23 protein-coding genes, 3 tRNA genes and 1 other RNA gene are annotated in these 26446 nt (G+C 71.3%); 19 read left to right on the plus strand and 8 right to left on the minus strand.

Annotated elements, in window-relative coordinates; genetic code table 11:
* Positions 1-101 precede the first annotated feature (101 nt).
* The gene (locus FHW12_RS15710) at positions 102-2657 is read left to right on the plus strand and encodes a serine/threonine-protein kinase (protein WP_182531987.1); all 2556 of its coding nucleotides are present in this window, start codon (positions 102-104) and stop codon (positions 2655-2657) included.
* Between the two features lie 69 nt (positions 2658-2726).
* On the opposite strand, the gene FHW12_RS15715 is transcribed toward FHW12_RS15710, so the two are convergent.
* The 3 genes from FHW12_RS15715 to FHW12_RS15725 all read right to left on the minus strand — a co-directional run bounded on the left by FHW12_RS15715 (position 2727) and on the right by FHW12_RS15725 (position 4418).
* A complete protein-coding gene (locus FHW12_RS15715; protein WP_182531988.1) occupies positions 2727-3119 on the minus strand; it encodes a DUF6165 family protein in 393 nt (130 codons plus the stop codon).
* Between the two features lie 80 nt (positions 3120-3199).
* Positions 3200-3290, minus strand: a tRNA-Ser gene (locus tag FHW12_RS15720).
* Positions 3291-3338: 48 nt separating this feature from the next.
* Positions 3339-4418, minus strand: a complete 1080-nt coding sequence (locus FHW12_RS15725) for a glycosyltransferase family 9 protein (RefSeq protein WP_182531989.1) — start codon at positions 4416-4418, stop codon at positions 3339-3341.
* 70 nt (positions 4419-4488) lie between these two features.
* On the opposite strand from FHW12_RS15725, the gene FHW12_RS15730 reads away from it, so the two are divergent.
* The 14 genes from FHW12_RS15730 to FHW12_RS15795 all read left to right on the plus strand — a co-directional run bounded on the left by FHW12_RS15730 (position 4489) and on the right by FHW12_RS15795 (position 15970).
* Positions 4489-5235, plus strand: a complete 747-nt coding sequence (locus tag FHW12_RS15730) for a 3-deoxy-D-manno-octulosonic acid kinase (protein WP_182531990.1) — start codon at positions 4489-4491, stop codon at positions 5233-5235.
* A complete protein-coding gene (locus FHW12_RS15735; RefSeq protein WP_182531991.1) occupies positions 5232-5993 on the plus strand; it encodes an MBL fold metallo-hydrolase in 762 nt (253 codons plus the stop codon). Before FHW12_RS15730 ends, FHW12_RS15735 begins: the two co-directional genes overlap by 4 nt.
* A complete protein-coding gene (moaA, locus tag FHW12_RS15740) occupies positions 5993-7048 on the plus strand; it encodes a GTP 3',8-cyclase MoaA (protein WP_182531992.1) in 1056 nt (351 codons plus the stop codon). Before FHW12_RS15735 ends, moaA begins: the two co-directional genes overlap by 1 nt.
* Entirely contained in the window at positions 7049-7531 is a 483-nt protein-coding gene (gene moaC / locus FHW12_RS15745) for a cyclic pyranopterin monophosphate synthase MoaC (protein WP_182531993.1), read from the plus strand.
* Positions 7528-7767, plus strand: a complete 240-nt coding sequence (locus FHW12_RS15750) for a MoaD/ThiS family protein (RefSeq protein WP_182531994.1) — start codon at positions 7528-7530, stop codon at positions 7765-7767. Before moaC ends, FHW12_RS15750 begins: the two co-directional genes overlap by 4 nt.
* Positions 7768-7778: 11 nt before the next feature.
* Positions 7779-8201 (plus strand): molybdenum cofactor biosynthesis protein MoaE, encoded by a 423-nt coding sequence (locus tag FHW12_RS15755; protein ID WP_182531995.1) that lies wholly within the window; start codon positions 7779-7781, stop codon positions 8199-8201.
* 192 nt (positions 8202-8393) lie between these two features.
* Positions 8394-11984 (plus strand): reprolysin-like metallopeptidase, encoded by a 3591-nt coding sequence (locus tag FHW12_RS15760; RefSeq protein WP_182531996.1) that lies wholly within the window; start codon positions 8394-8396, stop codon positions 11982-11984.
* 152 nt (positions 11985-12136) lie between these two features.
* Positions 12137-12265: transfer RNA gene (locus tag FHW12_RS15765), tRNA-Ser, on the plus strand.
* A gap of 54 nt (positions 12266-12319) precedes the next feature.
* Positions 12320-12411, plus strand: a tRNA-Ser gene (locus FHW12_RS15770).
* A gap of 51 nt (positions 12412-12462) precedes the next feature.
* An RNA gene (gene ffs / locus FHW12_RS15775) (signal recognition particle sRNA small type) lies at positions 12463-12559 on the plus strand.
* Between the two features lie 229 nt (positions 12560-12788).
* Positions 12789-14429 carry a DNA polymerase III subunit gamma/tau gene (gene dnaX, locus FHW12_RS15780; protein ID WP_182531997.1) on the plus strand — a complete coding sequence of 547 codons (1641 nt, stop codon included), beginning with the start codon at positions 12789-12791 and terminating at the stop codon, positions 14427-14429.
* A gap of 163 nt (positions 14430-14592) precedes the next feature.
* A complete protein-coding gene (locus FHW12_RS15785; RefSeq protein WP_182531998.1) occupies positions 14593-14916 on the plus strand; it encodes a YbaB/EbfC family nucleoid-associated protein in 324 nt (107 codons plus the stop codon).
* Positions 14916-15512 (plus strand): recombination mediator RecR, encoded by a 597-nt coding sequence (gene recR / locus FHW12_RS15790; RefSeq protein ID WP_182531999.1) that lies wholly within the window; start codon positions 14916-14918, stop codon positions 15510-15512. The genes FHW12_RS15785 and recR overlap by 1 nt, the downstream gene beginning before the upstream one ends.
* A gap of 113 nt (positions 15513-15625) precedes the next feature.
* On the plus strand, positions 15626-15970 hold the full coding sequence (locus FHW12_RS15795) for a histidine triad nucleotide-binding protein (protein WP_182532000.1): 345 nt from the start codon (positions 15626-15628) through the stop codon (positions 15968-15970).
* A gap of 6 nt (positions 15971-15976) precedes the next feature.
* On the opposite strand, the gene FHW12_RS15800 is transcribed toward FHW12_RS15795, so the two are convergent.
* The 5 genes from FHW12_RS15800 to FHW12_RS15820 all read right to left on the minus strand — a co-directional run bounded on the left by FHW12_RS15800 (position 15977) and on the right by FHW12_RS15820 (position 21141).
* Complete coding sequence (locus FHW12_RS15800; protein WP_182532001.1) at positions 15977-16513, minus strand: Slp family lipoprotein; 537 nt, start codon at positions 16511-16513, stop codon at positions 15977-15979.
* Positions 16514-16586: 73 nt separating this feature from the next.
* Entirely contained in the window at positions 16587-17162 is a 576-nt protein-coding gene (locus FHW12_RS15805) for a Slp family lipoprotein (protein ID WP_182532002.1), read from the minus strand.
* A gap of 97 nt (positions 17163-17259) precedes the next feature.
* Positions 17260-19203 (minus strand): transglutaminase TgpA family protein, encoded by a 1944-nt coding sequence (locus tag FHW12_RS21640; protein ID WP_182532003.1) that lies wholly within the window; start codon positions 19201-19203, stop codon positions 17260-17262.
* Positions 19196-20188 (minus strand): DUF58 domain-containing protein, encoded by a 993-nt coding sequence (locus FHW12_RS15815; protein ID WP_182532004.1) that lies wholly within the window; start codon positions 20186-20188, stop codon positions 19196-19198. The genes FHW12_RS21640 and FHW12_RS15815 overlap by 8 nt, the downstream gene beginning before the upstream one ends.
* Positions 20189-20190: 2 nt before the next feature.
* Positions 20191-21141 (minus strand): AAA family ATPase, encoded by a 951-nt coding sequence (locus FHW12_RS15820; protein WP_182532005.1) that lies wholly within the window; start codon positions 21139-21141, stop codon positions 20191-20193.
* A 192-nt stretch (positions 21142-21333) separates the two neighbouring features.
* Here FHW12_RS15820 and FHW12_RS15825 point away from each other — a divergent pair, with 192 nt between their 5' ends.
* The 4 genes from FHW12_RS15825 to FHW12_RS15840 all read left to right on the plus strand — a co-directional run bounded on the left by FHW12_RS15825 (position 21334) and on the right by FHW12_RS15840 (position 26439).
* Positions 21334-22575: a lipoprotein-releasing ABC transporter permease subunit gene (locus tag FHW12_RS15825; protein ID WP_182532006.1), complete on the plus strand. Its 1242-nt coding sequence runs from the start codon at positions 21334-21336 to the stop codon at positions 22573-22575.
* Positions 22568-23269: a lipoprotein-releasing ABC transporter ATP-binding protein LolD gene (gene lolD / locus FHW12_RS15830; protein WP_182532007.1), complete on the plus strand. Its 702-nt coding sequence runs from the start codon at positions 22568-22570 to the stop codon at positions 23267-23269. Before FHW12_RS15825 ends, lolD begins: the two co-directional genes overlap by 8 nt.
* A 95-nt stretch (positions 23270-23364) precedes the next feature.
* Entirely contained in the window at positions 23365-25737 is a 2373-nt protein-coding gene (locus tag FHW12_RS15835) for a DNA internalization-related competence protein ComEC/Rec2 (RefSeq protein WP_310735261.1), read from the plus strand.
* 33 nt (positions 25738-25770) lie between these two features.
* Positions 25771-26439: a MotA/TolQ/ExbB proton channel family protein gene (locus FHW12_RS15840; RefSeq protein ID WP_182532009.1), complete on the plus strand. Its 669-nt coding sequence runs from the start codon at positions 25771-25773 to the stop codon at positions 26437-26439.
* Positions 26440-26446 lie beyond the last annotated feature (7 nt).

Genomic DNA, 26446 nt, shown 5'->3' on the forward strand with positions numbered 1-26446 from the left:
GGGCGCACGGGTGGCGCCCGGAATGCGATGATGGGCGCGGCCCGACCGACAGGACGCAGCGTGCCGCACCCATCCGATTCCCTACGCAGGCGGCGCGTCGCATGAGCGAACCCGGGCCGCCGCTGTTCGATGCCGACCGCTGGCGCGTGCTGCGTGCGCTCGTCGATCGCCTCGACGCGTTGCCGCCCGGGGAGCGCGAGGCCGAGCTGGATCGGCTCGCGCAGATCGACGACGCGCTCGCCGCGTCGGCACGCGAGCTCGTCGCCGACGAGCAGCGCGCGCGCACCGAAGCCCTCGACGCACCGCTGCAGCGCCTGCTGCCGACGCTCGACGCGGAGCCGGAGCGCCGCTTCGGCACGTTCCGCCTGCTGCGCCGGATCGGCAGCGGCGGCATGGGCGTGGTCTACCTCGCCGAACGCTGCGGCACCGACTTCACCCAGCGCGTCGCGCTCAAGCTGCTCGACGGCGACGCCGCGCGCGTCGCCGAACTCGCCGCACGCGAGCGCCGCGTGCTCGCCGCGCTCGCGCACCCGAACATCACCGCGTTCGTCGATGCCGGCATCGACGGCGATTGCGCCTGGCTCGCGATGGAATACGTCGACGGCGAACCGCTGCTCGACTACTGCGAGCGGCACGCGCTCGACGTCGCGCAGCGCGTGTTGCTGTTCGACCAGGTCTGCGCCGCGGTCGCGCATGCGCACGCGCAGCTCGTCGTGCACCGCGACCTGAAGCCGTCGAATGTGCTCGTCGGCGCCGACGGCGTGGTCAAGCTGCTCGATTTCGGCATCGCGCTCGTGCTCGACGCGCGCAGCGAACAGGCGCCGGCCACGCGCGTGTTCACCCCCGAGTACGCCGCGCCCGAGCAGCTGCGCGGCGAGCGCGCGAGCACCGCGACCGACGTCTACGCGCTCGGCCTGCTGCTGTTCGAACTGCTCAGCGGCAAGCGCCTGCCCACGCACGAAGGCCGTGCCGCCGACGTCGACTGGAGCACCGCCGAGCTCGCGCGCCAGGCCGCCACGGCGAAGCCGGGCACGCACACCACCACGGCGGAGCCGCCGACCGCGCCGCGCCTGCTGCGCGGCGACCTCGGCCGCATCATCGCGCACGCGCTCGCCTACGAGCCGGCGCGTCGTTACGCGTCGGTGGCGTTGCTGCGCGAGGACCTGCATCGCTGGCTCGACGACCGCCCGCTGACGATCGTGCGGCCCGGATTCGTCTACTCGGCGACGCGCTTCGTGCGCCGCCACCGCGCCGCGGTCGCGGTCGCCGCGATCGCGTTCGCGGCGCTGCTCGGCGTCGCCACGGTCGCGCTGTGGCAGGCGCAGCGCGCGACGCGCATGGCCTCGCGCGCGGAGCACGCGCAGGCGTTCCTCGCCTCGCTGTTCAAGGACGCCAACCCGTACCAGGCGCAGCGTGGCGGCAAGACGCCGGTCGAGCTGTTGCGCAATGCGGCCCAGCGCATCGACACCGAGTTCGCCGACGCGCCCGACGTGCAGGCCGAGCTGCGCGCGACGATCGCCAACGTGCTCACGCGCGTGGGCGAACCGAAGCTCGCGCGCGAGCTGCTCGAACGCAGCGTCGCGCAGTTGCGCGAGCTGCACGGCGACGACGCGCCGCCGCTCGGCGTCGCGCTCGGCGCGCTCGCACTGGCGGCGAGCGAGAGCGGCGATACCGCTGCCGCGCGCACGGCTTACCAGCAGGCGTACGCGATCCTGCGCGACGCCGGCCCGGACTACGCCCGCGACCGCATCGAGGCACTCACGGGGCTCGCCAAGATGGCGAATTTCGCCGGCGACCGCGCCGAGGCGCAGCGCATGCACGAGGCGGCGCTGGCCGAGCGCACGGCGGCGGAAGGGCCGGACAGCCCGGACATCGCGATGGACCTCATGAACCTCGCCAGCGACGCGCTCTACCAGGAGCGCTTCGCGCAGGCGGAGGACCTCGCGACGCGCGCGCACGCGATGCTCGAGCGCACCCTCGGCAAGGGCCACGCGCGCGCGATCTACGTCGACAACGTGCTCGGCCTCGCGCAGCTCTACACGGGGCACTTCGACCTCGCGCTGGCGACGCTCGCAGCGACCGTCGCGCAGGCGCGCGCGACCTTGCAGGCGGGCGCGCCGATGATCGCCATTCCGCTGTCCGCGCTCGGCACGACGCAGTACTTCGCCGGCGACGACGCCGCGGCGATCGCCTCGCTGCGCGAGGCGCGCGCGATCATGGATGCGGGCAAGGTCGCGCGGCGCGGCCGCACCAAGCTCATGCTCGGCCTCGCCGAATGGCGCGCGCGCGACCCGGCCGCGCCGGCGACGCTCGCCGACAGTCGCGCGGACCTCGCGCATTCGCCCGACGACATCGCGTTCCTCGCCTGGGCCGATGCCGCGTACGGCGCCGTGCTCGCCGCGCGTGGCGAGCAGGGCGAGGGCGAGAAGCTCGCCCGCGCGGCCCGCGCGAACCTCGCCGGCAGCGGCGAGGCCGGCAGCGTGCGCATGGCCGAGGTCGACCGCCTGCTCGCCGGCATCATCGAACGCGGCGCGCCGGACGAAGCGCGCACGCTGCGCGAGGAAGCCCTCGCGACCTGCCGCCGCGTCTACGGCGATGCGCATCCGCGCACGCGCGCATTCGCGGCCGAATTCGCCGCAGGCAACAGCGTCCCGTAGGCCGGGTCCCGGCCCACCGTCTTTTCGCTCGTGCCGGCTTCCGCCGTCGCCGCGCGCCGCGGCGAGGCCTCAGCGGTAGTCCTGGTAGGACTTTTCCTCGACCAGGGTCGAGCCGAGCTTCTCGTTGATCTCGCGCTTGACCGCGGCGCGCTCGTCGTTGCGGAAGTAGACCGCGCGCGCGAGTTCGATGAACTCGTCGTCGAACGCCTTCGCCTTTTCCTTGAGGCGGATGCGGTCCTCGATGTCCCACAGCGCCTGGTTCACCGCGCGCAGGCGCGCGCGCTCGTCGCCGATGTCGGTCTTCGAGGCGGGGTGGGCGGCCCAGGTCGAGCCGAGCAGGTCGAGCTCGGTGCGCACGTTGGCGACTTTCGCCGGGTCGCGGATCTGCTCCGCCTTGATCTCGAGGATCGTGATCTTGTCGATCAGCTCGCCGAAGGAGACCGGGGTGGAAATCGTGCTCATGGCTCGCTCGCTGTCGCGGGGCACCGACGTGGCCGACGCCGGAAATGAACAAGGGGCCTCGCGGCCCCTTGCTTCGAAACTGGCGGAGAGGGTGGGATTCGAACCCACGTTACGGCATAACCGTAAACCGGATTTCGAATCCGGCGCATTCGACCACTCTGCCACCTCTCCGGAGTGGGCCGCGGATGATACGTGGGTCGGTCCGCCAATACAACCGGATCAGGCCCGCGCAGCCGCCCCGCGGTGCTGCGCGTCGAACGCCGCGAGCCGTTCGAGCACGTCGTCGACGCCGATCAGGTCCATCACGCCCGGATACTCGAGCTTGGTCCCCCAGGGCAGCGCCTCGGCCGGCTTGCGGCGGAACTTGCGCGCGGCCGCGTCGTAGCGGTCGACGCACCATCGGCGGTCTGAATAGGGGCCCGAGCGCACCGGGTTGCTCGCCGCGTGCAGGCCGAGCACGGGCGTGCCGACCGCGTTCGCCATGTGCATCGGGCCCGAATCGGGGCAGAGCACGAGCGTCGCGCGCTGCAGCAGCGCGAGCAGCTGCTTGAGCGTGTCCTTGCCGACGAGGTCGAGCGGGCGCGAGCTCATGCCGGCGAGGATCGCGTCGGCGAACTCGCGCTCGAACGCGCTCGGGCCGCCGCACAGCACGACGCGCCAGCCGAGCGCGAGCGCGGCGTGGTCCATCGCGGCGGCGTAGCGCTCGGGGCGCCAGTTGCGCAGGCGATGGCTCGACACCGGGCTCACCAACAAGGTCGGCGCGTCGCCGGGCAGGTGGCGTTCGGCGAACGCGTGTGCCTCGCCGGGAATCGGGATGTCCCAGCGCACCTCGGTCTGGCGCAGGCCGAGCGGCTCGAGGAAGCTCGCCATCGCGTCGAGCACGTGCTGGCCGTGGCGCGCGGCGATGCGGCAATTCACGAACAGCCCGTGCAGGTCCTTCGAGCGCGCGCGGTCGTAGCCGATGCGCAGCGGCGCCTTGACGCTGAGGCTGAGCAGGTTCGAGCGCAGCGCGACCTGCATGTGCAGCAGCGCGTCGAAGCGCCGGCCGGCGAGCTTCTCGCGCACGGTGCGGTGGCCGGCGCGCCCGGCGTGCTTGTCGAACACGATGAACTCGACCCCGGCGAGGTCGCCGACGAGCTTGTGCTCGAGCTTGCCGATCAGCCAGGTCAGGCGCGTGTCCGGCCAGTGCGCCTGCAACGTGCGCACCATCGGCACGACGTGGGTGACGTCGCCGATCGCCGACGTGCGCAACAGGCAAAGGGATGCCGGTTCGGTGCCGGCCGCTGCAACTTGTTCCATGCGGTGCTTGCTACCATCTACGGACGATGCGCGCCGGGTCGGGCGCAAGAGGTGGAAACTTGGCAGACGCATGATCCAGGCGCAAGTTCAATCGACGGCCGACGGCGCGATCGTCTACGACGCCGCGCTCGGCACCGTGCCGACGGCCGACTGGTTCGACGCGGCCCATTGGGGGTCGCTCGGGCGGGCCGCGGGCGGCCGTGGCGGCGTGTTCTTCGTGCGGACGCCGGTCGGCGCGTGCGCGTTGCGGCACTACCATCGCGGCGGCCTCGCCGCGCGCGTGAGCGCCGACGCGTACCTGTGGACCGGCGCGTCGCGCACGCGCGCGTTCCGCGAGTTCCGCCTGCTCGCGCGCCTCGCGAACCAGCAGTTGCCGGTGTCGCTGCCGGTCGCCGCGCGCTACCGCCGCAGCGGGCTCGGCTATCGCGCCGACCTGCTCACGCGGCGCATCGAGGGGACCGAGACGCTCGCCTCGCGCCTCGCGCGGGGCGACCTCGACGCGCTGCTCGCGCAGGACATCGGCCGCACGATCGCGCGCTTCCACCTCGCGGGCGCGTGGCACGCCGACCTCAACGCGCACAACATCCTGGTCGGTGGCGACGACGGCGTCAGCCTGATCGACTTCGACCGCGGCCGCATGCGCAAGCCGCGTCTCGCCTGGCAGCAGGCGAACCTCGCACGCCTGCTGCGCTCGCTGCTCAAGCTCGGCGCGCGCCGGCTCGACGGTTTCGAATCGCGTTTCTGGCATCCGCTGCTCGCGGCCTACCACGATGCGATGGCGCAGCGCGCGCTCGCAGCGCCCGGAGCGGCGTCGTGAACCTCGTGCTGCGTTTCCTCGGCGTCGGCAGCGCGCAGGCGCCCGAACTCGGTTCGGCCTGCGCCGTGCTCGAGCGCGATGGTGCGCCGCTGCTGATGATCGACTGCGGCGCGGAAGCGCTGTCGGCGTATCTCGACCACTACGGCGCGCCGCCGCACGCGCTGTACGTGACGCACACGCACATGGACCACGTCGCCGGGCTCGAGCGGCTGTTCTACCGCACCTACTTCGACGACGCGCTGCGCGGCCGCACGCGCCTCTACGCGCACGCCGCGCTGGTGCCGCTGCTGCAGGCGCGCGTCGCCGACTATCCGGAAGTGCTCGCCGAAGGCGGTGCCAACTTCTGGGACAGCTTCCGCCTCGTGCCGTGCTCGCGCGGCTTCTGGTGCGACGACCTGTGGTTCGACGTGTTCGCGACGCGCCACCATGCGCCGAACACCTCGTTCGGCCTCGCGCTCGCCGGCAGCTTCGTCTGGACCGGCGACACGCGGCCGGTGCCGGAGGCGCTCGCCGTCCACGCGGCGAACGCCGAACTCGTCGCGCACGACTGCGCGCTGCGCGGCAATCCGTCGCACACCGGCCTCGACGACCTCGAGCGCGAGTACCCCGCCGCATTGCTGCGCCGCTTCATGCTCTACCACTACGCGAGCGAAGCGGACGCCGCCGCGATGGAGCGGCACGGCCTGCGCGTCGCGCGCCGCGGCGACGTCGTCGCGCTCGCGCCGCCGCTCGCGCGCGCACTGCCGGGAGCAGCCTGATGGGCGCGCCGATCCCGGTCCGCGTGGAAAGTGCCGATCAGGCAGCGTCGCAGCTCGACCGGCGCGGCCGCCGCCTGCGCGACCTGCGCATCTCGGTGATCGATCGCTGCAACTTCCGCTGCCCGTACTGCATGCCGGAGGACCAGTATCCGCGCGACCACGAGTTCCTCGGCAAGGCCGAGCGCCTGCGCTTCGAGGAAATCGAGCGGCTCGCGCGCGTATTCGCCGGCCTCGGCGTGCACAAGCTGCGCCTGACCGGCGGCGAGCCGCTGCTGCGGCGCGAGCTGCCCGTGCTCGTGCGCACGCTCGCACGCATTCCCGGCATCGACGACGTCGCGCTGACGACCAACGGCAGCCTGCTCGCCGCGCACGTCGACGCATTGCGCGAAGCGGGGCTCGGTCGCATCACGATCAGCCTCGACACGCTCGACCCGGGCACGTTCCGCGCGATGTCGGGCGGGCGCGGCGACGTCGCCGACGTGCTCGCCGCGATCGTCGCGGCCGAGCGCGCGGGCTTCGCGCCGCTGAAGATCAACTGCGTCGTCATGCGTGGCACCAACGACGGCCAGGTGCTCGACCTGCTCGAGCACTTCCGCGGCAGCGGCCACATCGTGCGCCTCATCGAGTACATGGACGTCGGCACCTGCAACGACTGGCGCCGCGACCTCGTCGTGCCGAGCGCGGAACTGCGCGCGCGCATCGCCGCGCGCTGGCCGTTGCACGAACTCGATCCGAACTACGGCGGCGAGGTCGCGCAGCGCTGGGCGTTCGCCGACGGCGCCGGCGAGATCGGTTTCATCAGTTCGGTGAGCGAGCCGTTCTGCGGTGATTGTTCGCGCGCGCGGCTGTCGGCGGACGGGCGGCTCTACACCTGCCTGTTCGCGGGCACCGGTTGCGACCTGCGCACGCCGCTGCGCACGGGGGCGGACGACGCCACGCTCGCCGGCCTCGTCGGCGCGGTGTGGAACGCACGCGACGACCGCTACAGCGAGGCGCGCAGCGAGGCGACGCTGGCGCGGCGCGACCGCGTCGAGATGTACTCGATCGGAGGCTGAATGGCGAAGCTCACGCACGTCGACGGGCAGGGCCGGCCGCGCATGGTCGATGTCGGCGCGAAGGCGGTCACGCGCCGCGAAGCGACCGCGGAAGCGCGCGTGCGCTTCCCGCCCGCGGTCGCGCGCACCCTGCGTGCGCAGGGCATGCAGTCGGCCAAGGGGCCGGTCGTCGACACGGCGATCATCGCGGGCACGATGGCGGTCAAACGCACGCACGACCTCATCCCGTTCTGCCACCCGCTGCCGATCGAGCAGTGCCGCATCGACATCACCGTCGTCGACGACGACCTGCTCGTGCGCTGCACCGTCGCGCTCAGCCACAAGACCGGCGTCGAGATGGAGGCGCTGACCGGCGCGAGCGTCGCCGCGCTGACCATCTACGACATGTGCAAGGCGCTCTCGCACGAGATCGTCATCGACGGCGTGCGCCTCGTCGAGAAGCGTGGCGGCAAGCGCGACGTGCGCGCCGGACGCACGCGATGAATCTGAAGCTGCTGTATTTCGCCAGCCTCGCCGACCGCGCGGGGCGCAGCGAGGAAACGCGCGACAGCGCGGCGCGCACACCGCGCGAGCTGTACGTCGAAGTCGCCGCGGTGTACGGCTTCGCGTTCACTGCCGATCGCCTGCGTGTCGCGGTCAACGGTGCGTTCGTCGGCTGGGACCACGCGCTCGGCGCAGGCGACGAGGTCGTGTTCCTGCCGCCGGTGAGCGGGGGCTGAGGCATGCGCGCATGACGGCCCGGCGATTCCGCCTCGGCGAGGAACCGATCGACGTGGCCGCCGAGCGCCCCGCCCTCGACCACGCCGCGGCCGGCGCCTATGCGAGCTTCGAGGGCTGGGTGCGCGACCACAACGACGGTCGCAGCGTCCGGCAGCTCGACTACCAGGCCTATCCCGCGCTCGCGCTGGCCGAAGGCGAGGCGATCCTCGCCGAGGCGGTCGCGCGCTTCCGCGTGCGCGAGGCACGCTGCGTGCATCGCGTCGGCCGCCTCGCGATCGGCGACCTCGCGGTCTGGGTCGGTGTCAGCGCCGACCACCGCGGCGACGCGTTCGAGGCCTGTCGCTGGATCATCGACGAAGTGAAGCGGCGCGTGCCGATCTGGAAGAACGAGCACTACGCCGACGGCGAATCGGGCTGGCTCCACCCGACGTGACTCCGTCGCGCGGCGGAATCGTCGCTGCGCAACGTCCCTCCGCGGGGCGGAATCCTTGCTACACACGTCCTGTTAACGTCGTCGGGTTGGGGAACCCGGTGCGTCGTGCCCGGCCGTGTCGACGGTCGGTCGGATGGCGGCCGACCATGCAGGGACGTCCGTGTATCCGCGTGCGAAATGGGGGTTGTGAGAGTGAACAGGTATTCGATCAAGGCAGGCATGCTGCTCGTGCTCGGCATGTCCGCCACGGCGGCGTGGGCGAGTCCCAGCGAGGCTTACTGGCACGACGACGCGGCGCGCAATCCCGCGCCTGGCGCGCCGCACCCGGCCGCGTGGCGGTCGCTTTCGCTCGATACGAGCGATGTCGCGCGCTACCTGAAGGCCGCGCATGAGCGCGGCATCGCGACGTCGATCGCGCTGCCGCAGCCGGACGGCGGGTTCGCCGACTTCATGGTCGTCGATTCGGGCACGTTGCCGCCCGAACTGCAGGCGAAGTATCCGGACATCCTGAGCTTCAAGGGCAGCGACGCACAGGGTCGCCCGGTCCGCCTCGACGTGTCGCCAATGGGCTTCCAGGCGATGGTGTTCGATCCGGCCGGCATCTGGGTCGTGCGCCCGGAAGTGCTCGGTGCCGGCTCCAGCTACATGAGCTTCAAGCGCAGCGGCCTCGCGATCCCCGACGGCATGGGGCGCTGCGACGTGCACGAGCAGGGCATCGATGCGGCCGGCAAGCACCTCGTGCCGAGCCAGCCGATGACGCAGACCGGCGTCAACCATCGCGTGTATCGCGCCGCGGTCGCGGCGAACCACCAGTACATCGCCGCGGTCGGCGGCGGCACCGTCGCCGGCGGCCTCTCGGCGACCGTCGTCGCGATCAACCGCGTCACCCAGGTGTACGAAACGGAGATGGCGATCCAGCTGACGCTGGTGCCGAACAACGACCTGCTCATGTACGCGAGTACGTCGGGAGATCCGTTCGGCAGCAACGGCACGGGCGTCATCAACAATTCCACCTCGGTCATCAGCGGCGTGATCGGTGCCGCCAACTACGACATCGGCCACGTGTTCACGACCGGCAGCGGCGGCGTGGCCGGGCTCGGCAACGTCTGCGGCAGCAGCAAGGGGCGCGGCACGACCGGCCTGCCGAACCCGACCGGCGACGCGTTCTACATAGATTTCGTCGCGCACGAGATGGGCCACCAGTTCGGCGGCAACCATCCGTTCAACGGCACCGGCGGCAACTGCTCGGGCGGCAACCGCAACGGCCCGACCGCGTACGAGCCGGGCAGCGGCTCGACCATCATGGCTTATGCGGGCATCTGCAGCGCGGACGACCTGCAGCCGCATTCCGATCCGTACTTCCACGCGATCAGCCTGCAGGAAATCAACAACTACACGAACGGCGGCGGCAACTGTTCGGTCAACACCGTCAACGACAACCACGCGCCGGTGATCGACAGCGGCAGCCTGCCGACCGGGTACACGATCCCTGCGCGCACGCCGTTCGTGCTGAGTGCGTCGGCGAGCGATACCGACGCCGCCGACACCGTCACCTATTCGTGGGAGGAGTGGGATCTCGGTGCCGCCGCACCGCTGACGACCGGCGACAACGGCAGCAGCCCGATCTTCCGCGCATGGCCGCCGACCGTGAGCGGCGCGCGCATGTTCCCGAAACTGTCCACCGTGCTCACCGGCACCGCGCTCAAGGGTGAAACGCTGCCGACGACCACGCGCGCCCTGAAGTTCCGCCTGACCGCGCGCGACCAGCGCCCGGCCTTCGGCACGACGCAGAGCGCGGACATCACCGTCAACGTCGTCAACAGCGCCGGCCCGTTCCAGGTCACCGCGCCGAACACCGCGGTGTCGTGGGCGCAGGGCAGCACGCAGTCGGTCACCTGGGACGTCGCCAACACGACGGCCGCGCCGGTCGGTTGCAGCGCGGTCGACATCGCGCTGTCCGCCGACGGCGGCCAGACGTTCCCGTACGGCCTCGCCAGCGGCGTCGCCAACTCCGGCAGCGCGAGCGTCACCGTGCCGGCGATCGCGACGACGCAGGGCCGCGTCAGCGTGGCGTGCGCGAACAACATCTTCTTCGACATCTCGAACGCCAACTTCACCATTCCCGCGGCAGCGGGAACGTTCACCGTCGGCGGCAGCGTTTCCGGCCTCGCCGGCGGCGGGCTGGTGTTGCAGCTGAACGGCGGCGACGACATGGCGGTCGCGGTCAACGGCAGCTTCACGTTCCCGGCCGCGCTGGCCGGCGGCGCGGGCTACGCCGTCACCGTGGGCGCGTCGCCCGCGCATCCGGCGCAGACCTGCGCGGTGGCGAACGGCAGCGGCACGATTGGTGCGGCCAATGTCAGCAACGTCTCGATCACGTGCACGACGACGCCCGCAGCGACCTACACGATCGGCGGCAGCGTGAGCGGTCTGGTCGGCAGCGGCCTCGCGCTCAAGCTCAACGGCGGCACGGCGTTGCCGATCGCGGCGGACGGTCCGTACACGTTCCCGAACGCGCTCGCCGACGCCAGCGTCTACACGGTGATGATCTCGTCGCAGCCGGCGGGTCAGACGTGCACGCTCGCGCACGCGAACGGCACGCTCACGGGCGCGAACGTCACCAACGTCGACGTCAACTGCACGGGCGGCGGTGCGAGTTACACCGTCGGCGGCAGCGTGAGCGGCTTGACCGGCAGCGGACTCGCGCTGTCGCTCAATGCGGGCGCGCAGACCGTTCCGGTCGCCACGAACGGCGTGTTCACGTTCCCGACCGCGCTCGCCGATGGTTCGGCGTACGCGGTCACGGTCGGCACGCAGCCGTCGGGACAGACGTGCTCGGTCGCCAACGGCAGCGGCACGATCAGCGGCGCGAACGTGACCAATGTCGCGGTGACCTGCGCGGCCATTCCGACCTATACCGTCGGCGGCACGGTCAGCGGGCTCGCCGGCGGCAGCGTCGGACTGTCCCTGAATGGCGGCGCGCAATCGCAGTCGGTCGCCGCGGACGGCTCGTTCGCGTTCCCGACCGGACTCGTCAACGGCGCGACCTACACCGTGACCATCGCGACGCAGCCGTCGCCGCAGACCTGCGTGGTCAGCAACGGCAGCGGCACGATCGCGGGCGCCAACGTGACCGACGTGGCCGTGACCTGCGCGGGCATCGACGCGATCTTCACCGACGGCTTCGACGGCAACGCGCTGCCCGGCCAGCCGGTGCAGGACCCGGGCTTCGAATCGACCACCGCGGACGGCGGCAGCAATCCGTCGTGGGAGAGCGTCGACGGCAACGAAGGTGCGGGCGGTGGCACGAACCTCTACAGCGACCTCGGCGAATTCGACACGCTTCCGATCCACGACGGCCACTGGGTGACCTGGTTCGGCGGCTGGGGCGGCGGCGCGGAAATCCAGCACGTCGCGCAGAGCGTGACGATCGCGGCCGGCGCGCCGCGCTACCTCAACTTCTGGCGTCTCATCGATTCGCTGCCGGACGCGGCCGGCACGCTGACGGTGTCGATCGACGGCAATGCGGTCGACACGCTCGACGTCAGCAGCGCGACGCCCGATGCGGCCTTCACGCAGCAGTCGATCGACATCAGCGCCTATGCGAACGGTGCCGCGCACGTGATCCGCTTCCAGTACCAGTACGACGACGCGGGTGGTTCGGGCGTGGACGGCAACGTGTTCATCGACGACGTGACGGTCGACGCGACGTCGGCGAGCCCGCGCCCGGCGCCGGTGCGTCCGCATCGATCGCTGGGCACGCGGCACAAGCACGCGCGCTGAAGCGTCGCGATCCGCTTCCGAGGCCTCCCTCCGGGGAGGCCTCTTTTTTGCTCGAGGCACTGCGCGCTCGTCCGCCGGCACGGTCCGCGCGAGGCGCTTGTAAGCGCCTGTACCTGCTAGTATCCTGCGCGGCCCGCCGAGCGGGCATGCGTGCGGAGAGGTGTCCGAGTGGTTGAAGGAGCACGCCTGGAAAGTGTGTAAACGGGTCAAACCGTTTCGCGGGTTCGACCAATTCGTCGGGAACGAATTGGGACAGCCGCAGGCTGGCCCCTCGCGCCGCGAGGGGTGAGGCGCAGGAAGCGCCGAACAATCCCGCCCCGCACGCAGCAAGTTACGGAGAGGTGTCCGAGTGGTTGAAGGAGCACGCCTGGAAAGTGTGTAAACGGGTCAAACCGTTTCGCGGGTTCGAATCCCGCCCTCTCCGCCAGATTTTGTTCCGATCACGTGCCCGTGCGTGATCGCCGTTTTATGGTGGCTCCGTCGGTTCTCCCGCGACGATAACCAGCAAACCCGGTCAGGCCCGGAAGGGAGCAGCCGTAGTTGGTGATTCGGGTGCCGGGATGCAGCTGGCGGAGCCGCCACCTCGTATCCGGATGTCCGAACTCGTCCATCGGGACGAGTCCGGACTCGCCGCGTCCGGCGCAGCTCCGTACGCGGCTCCGCCGGAAGCGCTCGCTTCGCCCCGCTCCTGCGGGCGCGCCGTCCTCGCGCGCAGGACGTCCGGTATCGTTCAGCACGCGCGCAGCGCGCACGGTCCGCTAACATCCGCGTTGCTACAATCGCGAACCCAGCAGCGGATCTCCGATGTCCTACCAAGCCCTCGCGCGCAAGTGGCGCCCGCGTCGCTTTTCCGAACTCGTCGGGCAGGAGCACGTCGTGCGCGCGCTCACCCACGCGCTCGACAGCGGGCGCCTGCACCACGCGTTCCTGTTCACCGGCACGCGCGGTGTCGGCAAGACGACGATCGCGCGCATCTTCGCCAAGTCGCTGAACTGCGAGAAGGGACCGACCTCGAACCCGTGCGGTGAATGCGCGGCGTGCGCCGAGATCGACGCCGGCCGCTTCGTCGACCTGCTCGAGATCGACGCGGCCAGCAACACCGGCGTCGACAACGTGCGCGACCTCATCGAGAACGCAATGTACGCGCCGACGCGCGGGCGCTACAAGGTGTACCTCATCGACGAAGTGCACATGCTGTCCAAGCCCGCGTTCAACGCGCTGTTGAAGATCCTCGAGGAACCGCCGCAGCACGTGAAGTTCCTGCTCGCGACGACCGATCCGCAGAAACTGCTCGTGACCGTGCTGTCGCGTTGCATCAAGTTCAACCTCAAGCGCCTTTCGCCGGAACAGATCGGCGGCCAGATGCGCCACATCCTCGGCGCCGAGCACGTCGCGTTCGACGACGAAGGCATCGACGTACTCGCGCGCGCGGCCGACGGCTCGCTGCGCGACGGCCTGTCGCTGCTCGACCAGGCGATCGCGCACGGCGGAGGCGCGCTGCACGCGCACGAAGTGCATGCGATGCTCGGCACGGTCGAGCGCGCGAAGGTGCGCGTGCTGCTGGAGATCCTCGCCGCCGGCGACGGTGGCGCGCTGCTCGCCGAGGTCGAGCGCATCGCGGAGTTCTCGCCCGATTTCGCCCAGGTGCTCGACGAGCTCGCCGGGTTGTTGCATCGCATCCAGTTGCTGCAGCTCGTGCCCGACGCGGCCGGCGACGACGGCGCCGAACTCGGCGCGCTCGCGTCGCGCCTGGCTGCGCAGGACGTGCAGCTGTGGTACCAGATGGCGGTGACCGGCCGGCGCGACCTGCCGCTCGCGCCGACGCCGCGCGTCGGTTTCGAGATGGCGTTGCTGCGCATGCTCGCATTCGTGCCGGCCGGCGCGATGGGCGCGACCGCCGCGCGTCCGACCGCGCCGCCTCGCGCGGCCGCGGCGCCGGCGTCGGCCCCGGCGCGCGCCGATGCACCACCGCCGCTGCCACGCGAATCGCCGCGCAGGATCGAGCCGGCCGTCGAGGCGCGAATCGATCCGCCGCGTGCGTCGAAGCCCGACGCGTCGGCGGCACCGGCCGACTGGGCCGGCCTGATCGATCGCGCAGGCCTGCGCGGGCCGGTCGGCCAGCTCGCGCAGAACGCGACGCTCGTCGCGATCGAAGGCAACGTCGTGCGCCTCGCGATGGACCCGTCGTACGAACATCTCGCCGAAGGCTCGATGGTCGGCCTGCTCGAACAGCGCCTCGGCGGCGCGCTTGGGCGCGACGTCAAGGTGAGGTTCGAACGCGCCGCGTCCGGTGCGCAGACGCCCGCGGAGCAGCGCACCCGCGCCGAGACCGCGCGCCGCTCCGCCGCCGAGGAAGCGGTGCAGGGCGATCCGTTCGTGCAATCGATGATCGAGACGTTCGGCGCGCGCGTGATCCCCGACAGCATCCGCCCCACCGACGGCTGAGTGCGTTTGAAAATGTGGCCGATGCCACCTGGTTGAGTGCTTCATCTGAAAAGTGCGGTCATGGATGGCCGCCGTTGGACCAGCCGAAGGAAATGGCGTACCCACATCCACAACCTACCCAGATCACGGCGATCCCGGACGGATCGCAAGGATGAACCGACCCATGAAAGGCCCCCTCGCCGGACTGATGCAACAGGCGCAGCGCATGCAGGAAGAGATGAAGCGCGCGCAGGAAGAGATTGCGCAGATGGAAGTCACCGGCCAGGCCGGCGGCGGCCTCGTCAGCGTGCGCATGAGCGGTCGCCACGAAGTGCGCGCGGTCACGATCGACCGCAAGCTGTTCGCCGACGATGCGGAGATGGCGGAAGACCTCGTCGCCGCCGCGTTCAACGACGCGGTCAACAAGGTCGCCGCGCTGAGCCGGCAGAAGCTCGGCAACCTCACCTCCGGCATGAACCTGCCGCCCGGTTTCAAGCTGCCGTTCTGATGTCGAGTTCGCCGCTCCTCGCCGACCTGGTCGAAGCGCTGCGCTGCCTGCCCGGCGTCGGCGCGAAGACCGCGCAACGCATGGCCTTCCACGTGCTTGAACGCGATCGCGCGGGCGCGCGTCGCCTCGCCGAGCGGCTCGCCGCGGCGGTCGAGCGCATCGGCAACTGCACGCGCTGCCGCACGTTCAGCGAGGAACCCTTGTGCGCGCTGTGCGCGAGCTCGACGCGCGAGCGCAGCCTGCTCTGCGTCGTCGAGACGCCGGTCGACCAGCTCGCGATCGAACAGGCGACCGGCTATCGCGGGCAGTATTTCGTTCTGCTCGGGCGCATCTCGCCGCTCGACGGCCTCGGCCCGAAGGAGCTCGGCCTCGACCTGCTCGCGCAGCGCCTCGCCGAGGGCGAGGTGCAGGAACTCATCGTCGCGACGAACCCGACCGTGGAAGGCGAGGCGACCGCGCACATGCTCGCCCAGCTCGCGCGCGCGGCCGGCGTGCGCGCGAGCCGGCTCGCGCACGGCGTGCCGCTCGGCGGCGAGCTCGAGTTCATCGACCGCGGCACGCTCGCGCACGCGTTCGGCGGCCGCCAGGTGCTGTAGCAGCGACGGGATTCGCTCGAGCTGCCACGACGCGTCAGGCCATCGCCGCGCGGCTTGCGCGTACCGTTGCAAGCTGCGAGCCTGTGCGAACCCGTTTCCGATTCCTGGCGCCCATGACCGACACCCTGTTCGCGAAGATCATCCGTCGCGAGATTCCCGCCGACATCGTCTACGAAGACGACGACCTGCTCGCATTCCGCGACATCAATCCGCAGGCGCCGGTGCACGTGCTGTTCATCCCGAAGCGGCCGTTCGCGACGCTCAACGACCTCGGCGACGACGACGCGGCGCTGGTCGGCAAGCTCGTCCTCGCGGCCTCGCGCTGGGCGAAGGCGCAAGGTTTCGCCGACGACGGTTACCGCGTCGTGATGAACTGCAACCGCGATGGTGGCCAGACCGTGTTCCACATCCACCTGCACCTGCTCGCCGGACGCGCGATGCACTGGCCGCCCGGCTGAGCGGCGTCACATGAATTGCGGCGGGTGCGCGCGCGGCGGATCGGGCCAGGTGCGGCCGTCGCTCATCTGAACGACGGGCAGGCGTGCGGTGCAGCCTTCGGGCATCTGCTTCACGGCGGTCGCCTTCCAGGTGACGAAGGCGGTGTTCGGCGGCAGCGTCCTGCAGTTCTCGCTGACGACGCGTTCGCGCACGGGCCCGAGCTTGCCGGTGACCGCGACCTGGCGGCCGACTGCGTAGTCGTCGACCGACAGCGCTTCGCTGCTGCACGCATAGAAGATCTGCCCCGGCTCGAGCCGCGTGTCCGGTCGCCCGTCGCGCCGCGCGAGCGGGAACGCGAGCACGCCGATGCACTGGCCGCTCTCGCCCGATTCGCGTTCGAAGATGCGCCCGCCCCAGAGCACGGTCGCGCCTTCATGGTTGCCGGCGACGGCTTCCGCGGGCGACGAGAACACCTTCGAGGTCGCTGCGCCGTCGGCGGCCATCACCGGCAGGGCGATGACGGCGGCGAGGATCGCGCACGGCAACGGACGCGTCAGGATCATGGCGGCGGCTCCTCCGGGAATGGCCGGAGGATGCTACGCCATCGCGCTGTGCGGTTAGTTGCGCGAAGCTCGCCTACTTGCCGCGCGGCGTGGGCGCGGGCTGCGGATCCGGACGGCGGTCGCGGATGATCACCGGCGGTCCCCAATAGCCCCAGCCGGGCCCGAAGTAGCCCCAGCCCGGACCGTAGCCGTACAGCCACGGGTCGTAGTAGTACGGCGAGCGCACGTACAGAGGCCGCTTCGGCCAGAGGTAGACCGCGCTCGCGTTCACGTGCGGATAGGCGTAGTCGAACTGACCGACCTTGCCGTGGTCGGTGCCGCTCACCTGGCCGACGACGGTGATCTCGCGCCCGCGATCGAATTCCTCGGGATCGTAGAAGCCCGCGTGGCAGGCCATGAAACGACCCTGGCTCGCGTCGCGGCCGGTCGGTCGTGCGCTCGCGTCGAGGTCGCGTGCGAGGATCTCGAAGCAGGTCGTGTCCTGCATCGGCTCGACCTTGATGATTTCTCCGCCCCAGCGGACCTGCTGGCCGTCCGCGCGCGCGTCGCGCGGCGTGGTGGCGGCGTACTGCCCTTGCAGTGGTGCGGGAACCGTCGCGCAGGACGCGAGGCCGGCGGCGAGCAGGGCGATCGTGAGTGAGTGACGCATGGCGAAACCTTGGTCGGCGACGGTTCGGGACGCCGTCTGCATGCCGCACCCGGGCATAGTACTCGACGCGCCTGAATGCCGGTTCGTCGCAATGCGCTCAGCGTGGTCGGGACAGGCGCACGGCACGCAGGCGCCGATCGAGCGCGGCGACGCGCGTGGGCGTGGGCTCGGCGGCGCCGTAGCGCAAGGCGACGTACTCGTCGACGAGCGGATCGATCGCCGGTGCCAGCGCAGGCACGGCTGCGTGTACGCGTGCGCGCAGGTCGAGCGGGCCCTCCGCCGCGCGCTCGTCGATGCCGGTGCGCGCGAGCCGGCTGCGAAAGCGCGTCCATGCGCGGTCGAGTGCATCGCCGACGCGGACGCTGGTCTCGCGCATCGACCACGCGGCCGCGAGCAGCATCGACAGGCCGAGCACGCCGGAGAGCGCGAGCAGGAGGTCACCCTGTGCCGCGTCGGTGATGCCCAGGCTCGAAAGCAGGTTGCGTTGGCTCAAGGCATCGAAGCGCACGATCGAAAGCGTCCACAGGCGGCTGGCGACGTCGAAGCGGTTGCGCATCTCGCGCAGCCACTCGGCGCCGAACCAGGCCTGGGCGCCGTTGGCGTCCGGGGCGCCGAGTTCGACGCGCGCCGGACTCACCGCAGCGGTCGGATCGACGCGTTGCCATCCGGTTCCTTCGCGCCAGACCTCGGCCCACGCGTGCGCGTCCGATTGGCGCACGAGCAGGTAGCCGCCGCTCCACCAACCGCCCTGGTAGCCGGTGACGACGCGCGCGGGAATGCCGGCGGCGCGCATGAGGAACACGAACGCGGACGCGTAGTGCTCGCAGAATCCCTGCTGCGAACCGAACAGGAAATCGTCGACCGAATCGCGCGCGAGCAGCGGTGGCGACAGCGTGTAGGTGAAGCTGCCGCGGAACATCGCGAGGGCCGCCTTCACGACGTCGCGGTCGTCCTTCGCCTGCTCGCGCCAGCGTTGCGCGAGCGCGCGTGCCTGCTTGCCGTAGCCGGTGGGCAGGCGCAGCATGCGCAGGCGCTCGCGGCGATCGAGCGACGGCGCCGCGTGCGCATCGACGTCGGAACGCAGGTGGTATTCGCGTGGTTGGGTCACGGACCTGCCGGCGACGATCACCTGGTCATCATCGAGGCGAGTGCCCTCCGGGGCGAACAGCGGCAGGTCGAGCGCCGGCATCCAGGGACGGTCGGTCGCCTCGAGCGTGATCGTGTAGTCGTACGACCGCCCGGTCGCGACCGGCGCCGCGGCGCCGCCACGTGGTCCGCCGAGCCGCCGCGACCAGGTCGTTCCATCGAAGTCCGTGAGCACGATCGTGCGGAAATACAGCGACGCGTTCGGTGGCCGGCTCGCGGCGAATTCGACGCGGAAGGCCGGCGAGTCGTCCTGCATCAGCTGCGAGAACTGTCCGGGCGCCATCGTTTCGCTGAGCCCGGAGCGACCGAGGCCGTCGTCGCGCGAACCCCACAGCGGGGCCTGCAGCCGTGGCAGCAACACGAACGCGGCAGCGCCGAGCGGCAGGCTCGCGGCGAGCAGGATGCCGGCGAGGCGAAGGTCCGCGCGCAGCGGTCGGTGCGCCCGCAGCGGCGCCGGCTGCAATGCCGAGAGCGCAGCGAGGATCAGCACGAGCACGCCGCCGACGAGCGTGCAGAACAGCAGTGACTGGGTGAACAGCAGCGACGACATCAACACGAACGAGGAAAAGCCGATCGCCACGCGCGCGTCGCGCGTGCGTTCGGTTTCGAGCAGCTTGAGGCCGAGCAGGCCGCACGCGAGCGCGCTGCCGGGCCCGCGACCGAACACGTTGCCGTAGCGCGTGACGATGACGACGAGCAGCAGCACGGTCAGCAGCACGCGCGTCCAGCTGGAGATCGTCGCGCTGCCGCGCCGGCGCGCGAACACGCGCAACGCGATCGCCGCGGCCAGCGCCGCGGCCAGCCAGGGCGGCAGGTGCGCGAGGTGGGTCGCGATCGTCGCCGCGACGGCGATCGCCGTGCGTTCGAACTGGAGGCGGTCGAGGCGGTCAGTCACGCACGGCCCCGCCGCTGGGCGGCATCAGCGCGAGCGCGCGCAGGCAGGCGCGCAGGTGGTCGGCACCGGCACCCGGGCCGAGCGCGTCGTGCGGGAGGCGCAGCGTGTACGTTCGTCGCGCGTGCTCCGCGGCGACCACCCAGGCGGCGAGTCGGCTGATCTTCGACTCGCCGTCGAGGCCGCGCAGCGCCGCGTGATCGAGCGTGAGCGCCTCGCCGGAATGCCGTTCGACGTCGCGCACGAGCAGGCTGTCGTGGCGCACGGAGGCCTTCCAGGCGATCAGGCGCGGTGGGTCGCTCGGACGGTAGTCGCGCAGGCCCGCGTGTTCCTCGCTGGCGCCGGCCTGTTGTTGTTCACCCATGCGGCCTTCGCCGGCCGGCAGCGGCGGCGTCGGCCGCTCGAGCGCGGGATAGACGAGGAAGTCGCCGTCGGGATGCATCCAGCTCCAGATGCGGAACAGGCCGAACGGGTATTCGGTCCAGACGCGCACGCGACCCGGGCGTACCCAGCCCCGCCGCGTCGCGTCGAGCCGGAGCGCTACATCGGCAGGCACGTTCGCCTGCAGCGCGAACGCGGTCTGGACGTCGCCGAGCTGCAGCCTGAGACCGGCGCGGCCGCGCGTGCCGGGATCGAAACGCAGGTCGAGCGCGAGCACATCGCCCGCGTGCGCCTCGGCGGCGTGCACGCGCACGAGCTGCAATCCGCTCATGCCGCGGAATCCGGCGAACACGCTCGCGCCCGCCGTGCTCGCGAGCAGGCAGGTGAACAGCACCGCCGCGTTGTTGGCGTAGTTCAACGCGCCGACCAGCATCACGAACAGCAACGCGGCGAAGCCGAGGCCGAAGCGCGTCGGCAGCACGTAGATGCGGCGGCGATCGAGCCGGATCGGCAACGGCTCGGGACGTCGCAGGCGGGTCAGCGCGGGCAGTCGCCGCTCGGCGAAGGCGAGCACGCGCAGGCGCCACGACGCGAGGGGGCTTTCCATGTTCAGCGGACCGGCGTGGCCTCGAGCAACTGGGCGACCAGCCGCGTGCGGTCGATGCGCGCGTTGGCGCCGAGCCCGAGGCGATGGCCGGCGACGAACGGGAACACCGCCTGCACGTCCTCCGGCACGCAGTGCGGGCGCCCCGATAGCAGCGCATGCGCGCGCGCCGCGGCGAGCAGCGCGAGGCCGGCGCGCGGCGACAGGCCGATGCGGATCTCGGGATGGTCGCGGCTGGCGGCGAGCAGCGCTTGCACGTACTCGATCAGCGCCGGACTCGCGAGCACGCCCGCGCAGGCCTGGCGCAGCGCGAGGATCTGCTCGGGGCCGAGGCAGGGCGTGAGCGCGGCGATCACGTCGCGGCGGTCGCTCGCGCCGAGCATCGCGCGCTCGGCGTCGCGGTCGGGATAGCCGAGGCTCATGCGCAGCATGAAGCGGTCGAGCTGCGAATCGGGCAGCGGCCACGTGCCGGCGAGGTCGAGCGGGTTCTGCGTCGCGACGACGAAGAACGGCGGCGCGAGGCGGTGCGTCGTGCCGTCGACGGTGACCTGGCCCTCGGCCATCGCCTCGAGCAGCGCGCTCTGCGTCTTCGGCATCGCGCGGTTGATCTCGTCGGCGAGCAGCAGCTGGGTGAACAGCGGCCCCGGGTGGAACTTGAACACGCCCGCTTCGCGCTCGTAGATGCCGACGCCGATGATGTCGGAAGGCAGCAGGTCCGAGGTGAACTGCACGCGCTGGAAGCCGAGCCCGAGCGTGGCGGCGAGCGCGTGCGCGAGCGTGGTCTTGCCGACGCCGGGCAGGTCCTCGATCAGCAGGTGGCCGCCCGCGAGCAGGCAGACGAAGGCGAGACGAACCTCGTGCGGCTTGCCGAGCACGACGGTATTGACCTGGCGCACGCCGCGCGCGAGCGCATCGCGCAAGTCGGCGGGCAAGGGCGGGGTGGCGGTTTCGTTCATGCGGCTCCGTGTCGCGTGGATTTCGTACACCGGTCGCGGTCGCCGGCCGACTTGCCGCGCCGGCGGCCTTGCGGCACTCTGCACCGCCGTTGCGGTCGAACGCAACGACGCGGCGCCAACCGTCGCTGCGACGTCAGGACACGCGCCGATCGGCGCGCCGGCCCGGCGAACGACCCGAGGACCGCCCGCACGATGTTCCGCCCACTCGAAGTCTTCATCGGCCTGCGCTACACGCGCGCGAAGCGGCGCAACCATTTCATCTCGTTCATTTCGCTGGTGTCGATCCTCGGCATCGCCGTCGGCGTCACCGCGCTGATCACCGTGATCTCGGTCATGAACGGCTTCGACAAGGAGCTCAAGGACCGCATCCTGGGCATGGTATCGCACGCGACCATCGAGGGCATCGGCGAAAGCGTGCGCGACTGGCCCGAAGCGCTGAAGGTCGCACGCGCCGATCCGCACGTGCTCGGTGCCGCGCCGTACGTCGAACGCCAGGCGATGCTGCAGGGCGCGCGCGTGAGCGGTGCGATCATCCGCGGCGTCGACCCTGCGCTCGAAGCGAGCGTGTCCGAGGTCGGCACGCGCATGGTCGAAGGCAAGCTCGACGACCTCGTACCCGGCAGGTTCGGCATCGTGCTCGGCAAGGAGCTCGCGATGACGCTCGGCGTCGGCGTCGGCGACCTCGTCACGGTGTTCGCGCCGGAGTTCAGCGCGACGCCGATCGGCGCGATCCCCCGCATGAAGCGCTTCACCGTCGTCGGCGTGTTCGAGGCGGGCATGCAGGAATACGATTCCGGCCTTGCCGTCGTCGCGCTGCAGGATGCTCAGACGCTGTACCGCCTCGACGGCCCGACCGGCATCCGCCTGCGCCTCGACGACATGTTCCAGGCGTTCCCGGTCGGCCGGCAGCTGTCGCAGCAGCTCGGCCAGTTCTACCGCGTGACCGACTGGATGCAGGGACACAGCAACTTCTTCAAGGCGATCGCGATGGAGAAGAAGGTGATGTTCCTGATCCTCTCGCTGATCGTCGCGGTCGCCGCGTTCAACCTCGTGTCGACGCTGGTCATGCTCGTGCAGGACAAGCAGGCGGACATCGCGATCCTGCGCACGCTCGGCCAGAGCCCGGCGTCGGTGATGGGCACGTTCATGGTGCAGGGCGTTCTCGTCGGCACGCTCGGCATCGCGCTCGGCGTGCTGTTCGGCGTGCTGCTTTCGCTCAACCTCAGCGCGATCGTGCACTGGATCGAGCGTACCTTCCACGTGACGTTCCTCTCGCCGGACGTCTACTACATCAGCGAGCTGCCGAGCGACCTGCACGGATCCGACGTCGCGTGGATCACGCTCACCGCATTCCTGTTCTGCACGTTCGCCACGCTGTACCCCGCGCGGCGCGCGGCGAAGACCGATCCCGCGGCGGCGCTGCGCTATGAGTGACCCGGCCATGGACGATGTCGTGCTTCGCGCGGACAAGCTCGCCAAGACCTACCAGGAGGGCAAGCTGCGCACCGACGTGCTGCGCGACGTCGACCTGTCGGTGCGGCGCGGCGAGACGGTCGCGATCATCGGCGCCTCCGGCACCGGCAAGAGCACGTTGCTGCACATCCTCGGTGGCCTCGACGCGCCGAGCGCGGGCGACGTCAGCGTCGGCGGCAAGGTGATGTCGCGCTTGTCGGACCGCGCGCGCGGCGAGCTGCGCAACCGCGCACTCGGTTTCGTCTACCAATTCCACCACCTGCTGCCCGAGTTCACCGCCGTCGAGAACGTCTGCATGCCGCTGCTGATCCGCGGCGGCGCGATCGGCGAGGCGCGCGCGCGCGCGGTCGCGCTGCTGCAGCGGGTCGGCCTCGGCGAGCGGCTCGAGCACAAGCCGGGCGAGCTGTCCGGCGGCGAACGTCAGCGCTGCGCGGTCGCGCGTGCGCTCGTCACGCGACCGGCCTGCGTCCTCGGCGACGAGCCGACCGGCAACCTCGACGAGCGCAACGCGGCGCAGGTGTACGACCTCATGCTGGAGCTCAATCGCGAGATTGGCACTGCGCTCGTGCTCGTCACGCACGATCCGAAGCTTGCGGCGCGCGCCGACCGCGTGCTCGAACTTTCCGGCGGCAAGCTGCACCCGCGCCCCACCTAGCGCGGCGAAACACCGGCAGGGCCGCGACGGAGCGCGGTCGAAGGCAAGGACGAGGCGAGGGCAGGATGCTCGAAGCGCGGATACCGATCGTCGGCGTGGCTGCGGCCGCCGCGATGCTGTGCGGCGCGCTCGCCGTGCATGCGCTACCGGCGCTGCCGTCGCGCGGCATCGACCTCGCGCTCGCTGCGCTCGCCATGCTCACGCTGTCGCGTCCGCGCCTGCGTGCCGTCGGCTGGCTGCTGCTCGGCTTCGCCTGGTGCGCATTCCGCGCCGATCTCGCGCTCGCCGCGCGCCTGCCTGCAGAACTCGAGGGTCGCGACGTGCTCGTCATCGGCACGGTCGACGGCCTGCCGCTGCGCCGCGACGACGCGACGCGCTTCGTGCTGCAGGTCGAGCACGCGCGCCTCGACGGTATCGGCCTGCCGTTGCAAGGGCGCGTGCGCGTCTCCTGGTACGACGGCGCGCCGGACGAACTCGCCGCTTGCGACCGCTGGCAGTTGCTGCTGCGCCTCGAGCGTCCGCGTGGCCTCGTCAATCCGGGCGGTTTCGACGCCGAGCGACAGGCACTCGAGCGCGGCATCGTCGCGGTCGGCTACGTGCGCGATACCGACGACGATCGCCGGCTCGGCGCGCGCGCCGCCTGCGTCGATCGCCTGCGCGAAGCGATCGCCGCGGGCATCGGCGCGCGCGTCGCCGATCCGCACGACGCGGCGCTGCTGCGCGCGTTCGCGATCGGCGACACGCGGGGACTCGACCAGGGCGATTGGGAGGTCGCGCGCGCGAACGGCATTCCGCACCTGATCGCGATCTCGGGTTTCCACGTCGGTGTCGCCGGCCTGTTCGGCGTCGCGCTCGCGTGGCTGCTCTGGTGCGCGAGCCCGCGGCTCGCGCTGCGCGTGCCGTACCCGCTCGCGCGCGGGCCGGCCGCGCTGCTCGCGGCGCTGCTTTACGGCGTGCTCGCGGGCGGCAGCTTGCCGACCGTGCGCACGCTCGCGATGATCGCGGTCGTCGCCGCGATGCGCTTCGGACGGCGCGGCGGCGGTGGCGCGCACACGCTCGCGCTCGCCTTGCTGGCGATCCTCATCGTCGATCCGCTGGCGACGCTCGCGGCCGGCTTCTGGCTCTCGTTCGTCGGTGTCGCGTTCCTCATGCTCGCACTCGGCCCCGTGCGTGGCCGCCTGCGCTTCCTGCGCGAACTCGGGCTCGGCCAGCTCGTCATGACGATCGCCCTGCTGCCGCTGTCGGTCTGGTTCTTCGGCGAAGCGTCGCTGGTCGGCGCGCTGTCGAACCTCGTCGCGGTGCCGGTGATCAGCTTCGTGATCGTGCCGCTGTGCCTGCTCGCGGTGCTCGCGCTGCTGCTCGTTCCCGCCGCGGCAGCAGTGCCACTCGCGCTTGCCGCGGCGGTCGCGCACGCACAGTGGTGGCTGCTGCAACACGCTGCCGGGTGGCCAGGCGCGCACTGGTGGTTGCCCGAAACCGTGCCGTGGGCGACCGGGCTCGCCGTCGTCGGCGCAGCGTGGCTGTTCCTGCCGCGCGCGGTGCCGGCGCGCCTGCTCGGGTTGCTGCTGTTCCTGCCGCTGCTCTGGCCGGCACGCCCATTGCCGGCGGAGGGTGCGTTCGAGGCGGTCGTCATCGACGTCGGGCAAGGCCTCTCGGTGTTCGTGCGCACGCATGGGCACGCGCTGCTGTTCGATGCCGGCGCGCGCTATCCGTCCGAGTTCGACCTCGGCGAGGCCGCCGTGCTGCCGGTCCTGCACGCGCTCGGCACCGACCGGCTCGACCGGTTCGTGATCAGCCACGGCGACAACGACCACGCGGGCGGTGCCGTCGCGGTCGCGCGTGCGTTTCCGGACGCCGCGCGCTCGAGCGGCGAACCGGAGCGGCTCGCGCTCGACGCCGCGTCGTGCCGCGCCGGCGAGGCCTGGGAATGGGACGGCGTGCGCTTCCGCATGCTCGGCCCGCGCGCGGATGCCGAGGTCGCGACCGCGCGCGGCAACGACCGGTCCTGCGTGCTGCTCGTCGAGGGACGTGCCGGCCGGCTGCTGCTGCCCGGCGACATCGGCGGCCGCGTCGAAGGCGACGTCGCCGCCGCGGCCGGGGACGGACCGCCGCTCGCGCTGGTCGTGCCGCACCACGGCAGCCGCAGTTCGTCGAGTCCGGCCTTCCTCGCGGCGCTGCATCCGGCGATCGCGATCGTTTCGGCCGGATGGCGCAACCGATTCCACCATCCGGCGCCCGACGTCGTCGCACGCTATGGTGCGATCGGTGCGACCCTCGTCAACACCGCGGACGCTGGCGCCGTGCGGATCGCCTTTCCCGCCGACGCGCCGCCGCGGATCGTCGCGCGGGAACGCGACCGCCAGTGGCGCTACTGGCGCGAGGGCACGCCCGGCGGTGGCGCCGTCGGCGCGCCGTCGCGTGGCGCGGCGTCGACATCCTCACAGACAGCATCAGCCGCGCTGCTATGATGCGGGCAGCAAACGTTATCGGAAGGGTGTCACGTGTTCGAACTCCTGATGGCCGGCAGCTGGGCGATGCTGCCGATCCTGATCTGTTCCGCGGTCGCGCTGGCGATCATCCTCGAACGCTTCTGGACCTTGCGTCGCAAGACCGTCGTACCCCCGGGGCTCGGCAGCGAAGTGCGCGAATGGGCGCGCACGCGCAAGCTCGACCCCGAGCATCTCAATGCGTTGCGTACCAATTCCCCGCTCGGCGAGCTGCTCGCTGCCGCGCTCACCGTGCGCAACCGTCCGCGCGAGGTCATCAAGGAACGCGTCGAGGACACCGGCCGCCACGTCGTGCACCGGCTCGAGCGCTTCCTCAACACGCTCGGCACGATCGCGCTGATCTCGCCACTGCTCGGCCTGCTCGGCACCGTGTTCGGCCTCATCCGCATGTTCTTCGCGGTGATGGTCAGCGGCGTCGGTGATCCGCTCAAGATGGCCGGCGGCATCGGCGAGGCGCTCGTCTGCACTGCGGCCGGCCTGTGCGTGGCGATCCCCGCGTATGCGTTCCACCGCTACTTCCGCAGCCGCGTCGCCGGCCTCGTGGTCGAGATGGAACGTCAGGTGTTCCTGCTCACCGACGAACTCACCGCGACGACCGAGGCCGCGCCGTCCGCCGCGGCCGGTGCCGTGCGCGTCGCGCGCGCCGCGAGCACCGCGAGCTGAGGCGGCC

It is taken from the genome of Dokdonella fugitiva (assembly GCF_014138265.1).
In the GTDB taxonomy this organism is placed as follows: Bacteria; Pseudomonadota; Gammaproteobacteria; order Xanthomonadales; family Rhodanobacteraceae; genus Dokdonella_A; species Dokdonella_A fugitiva_A.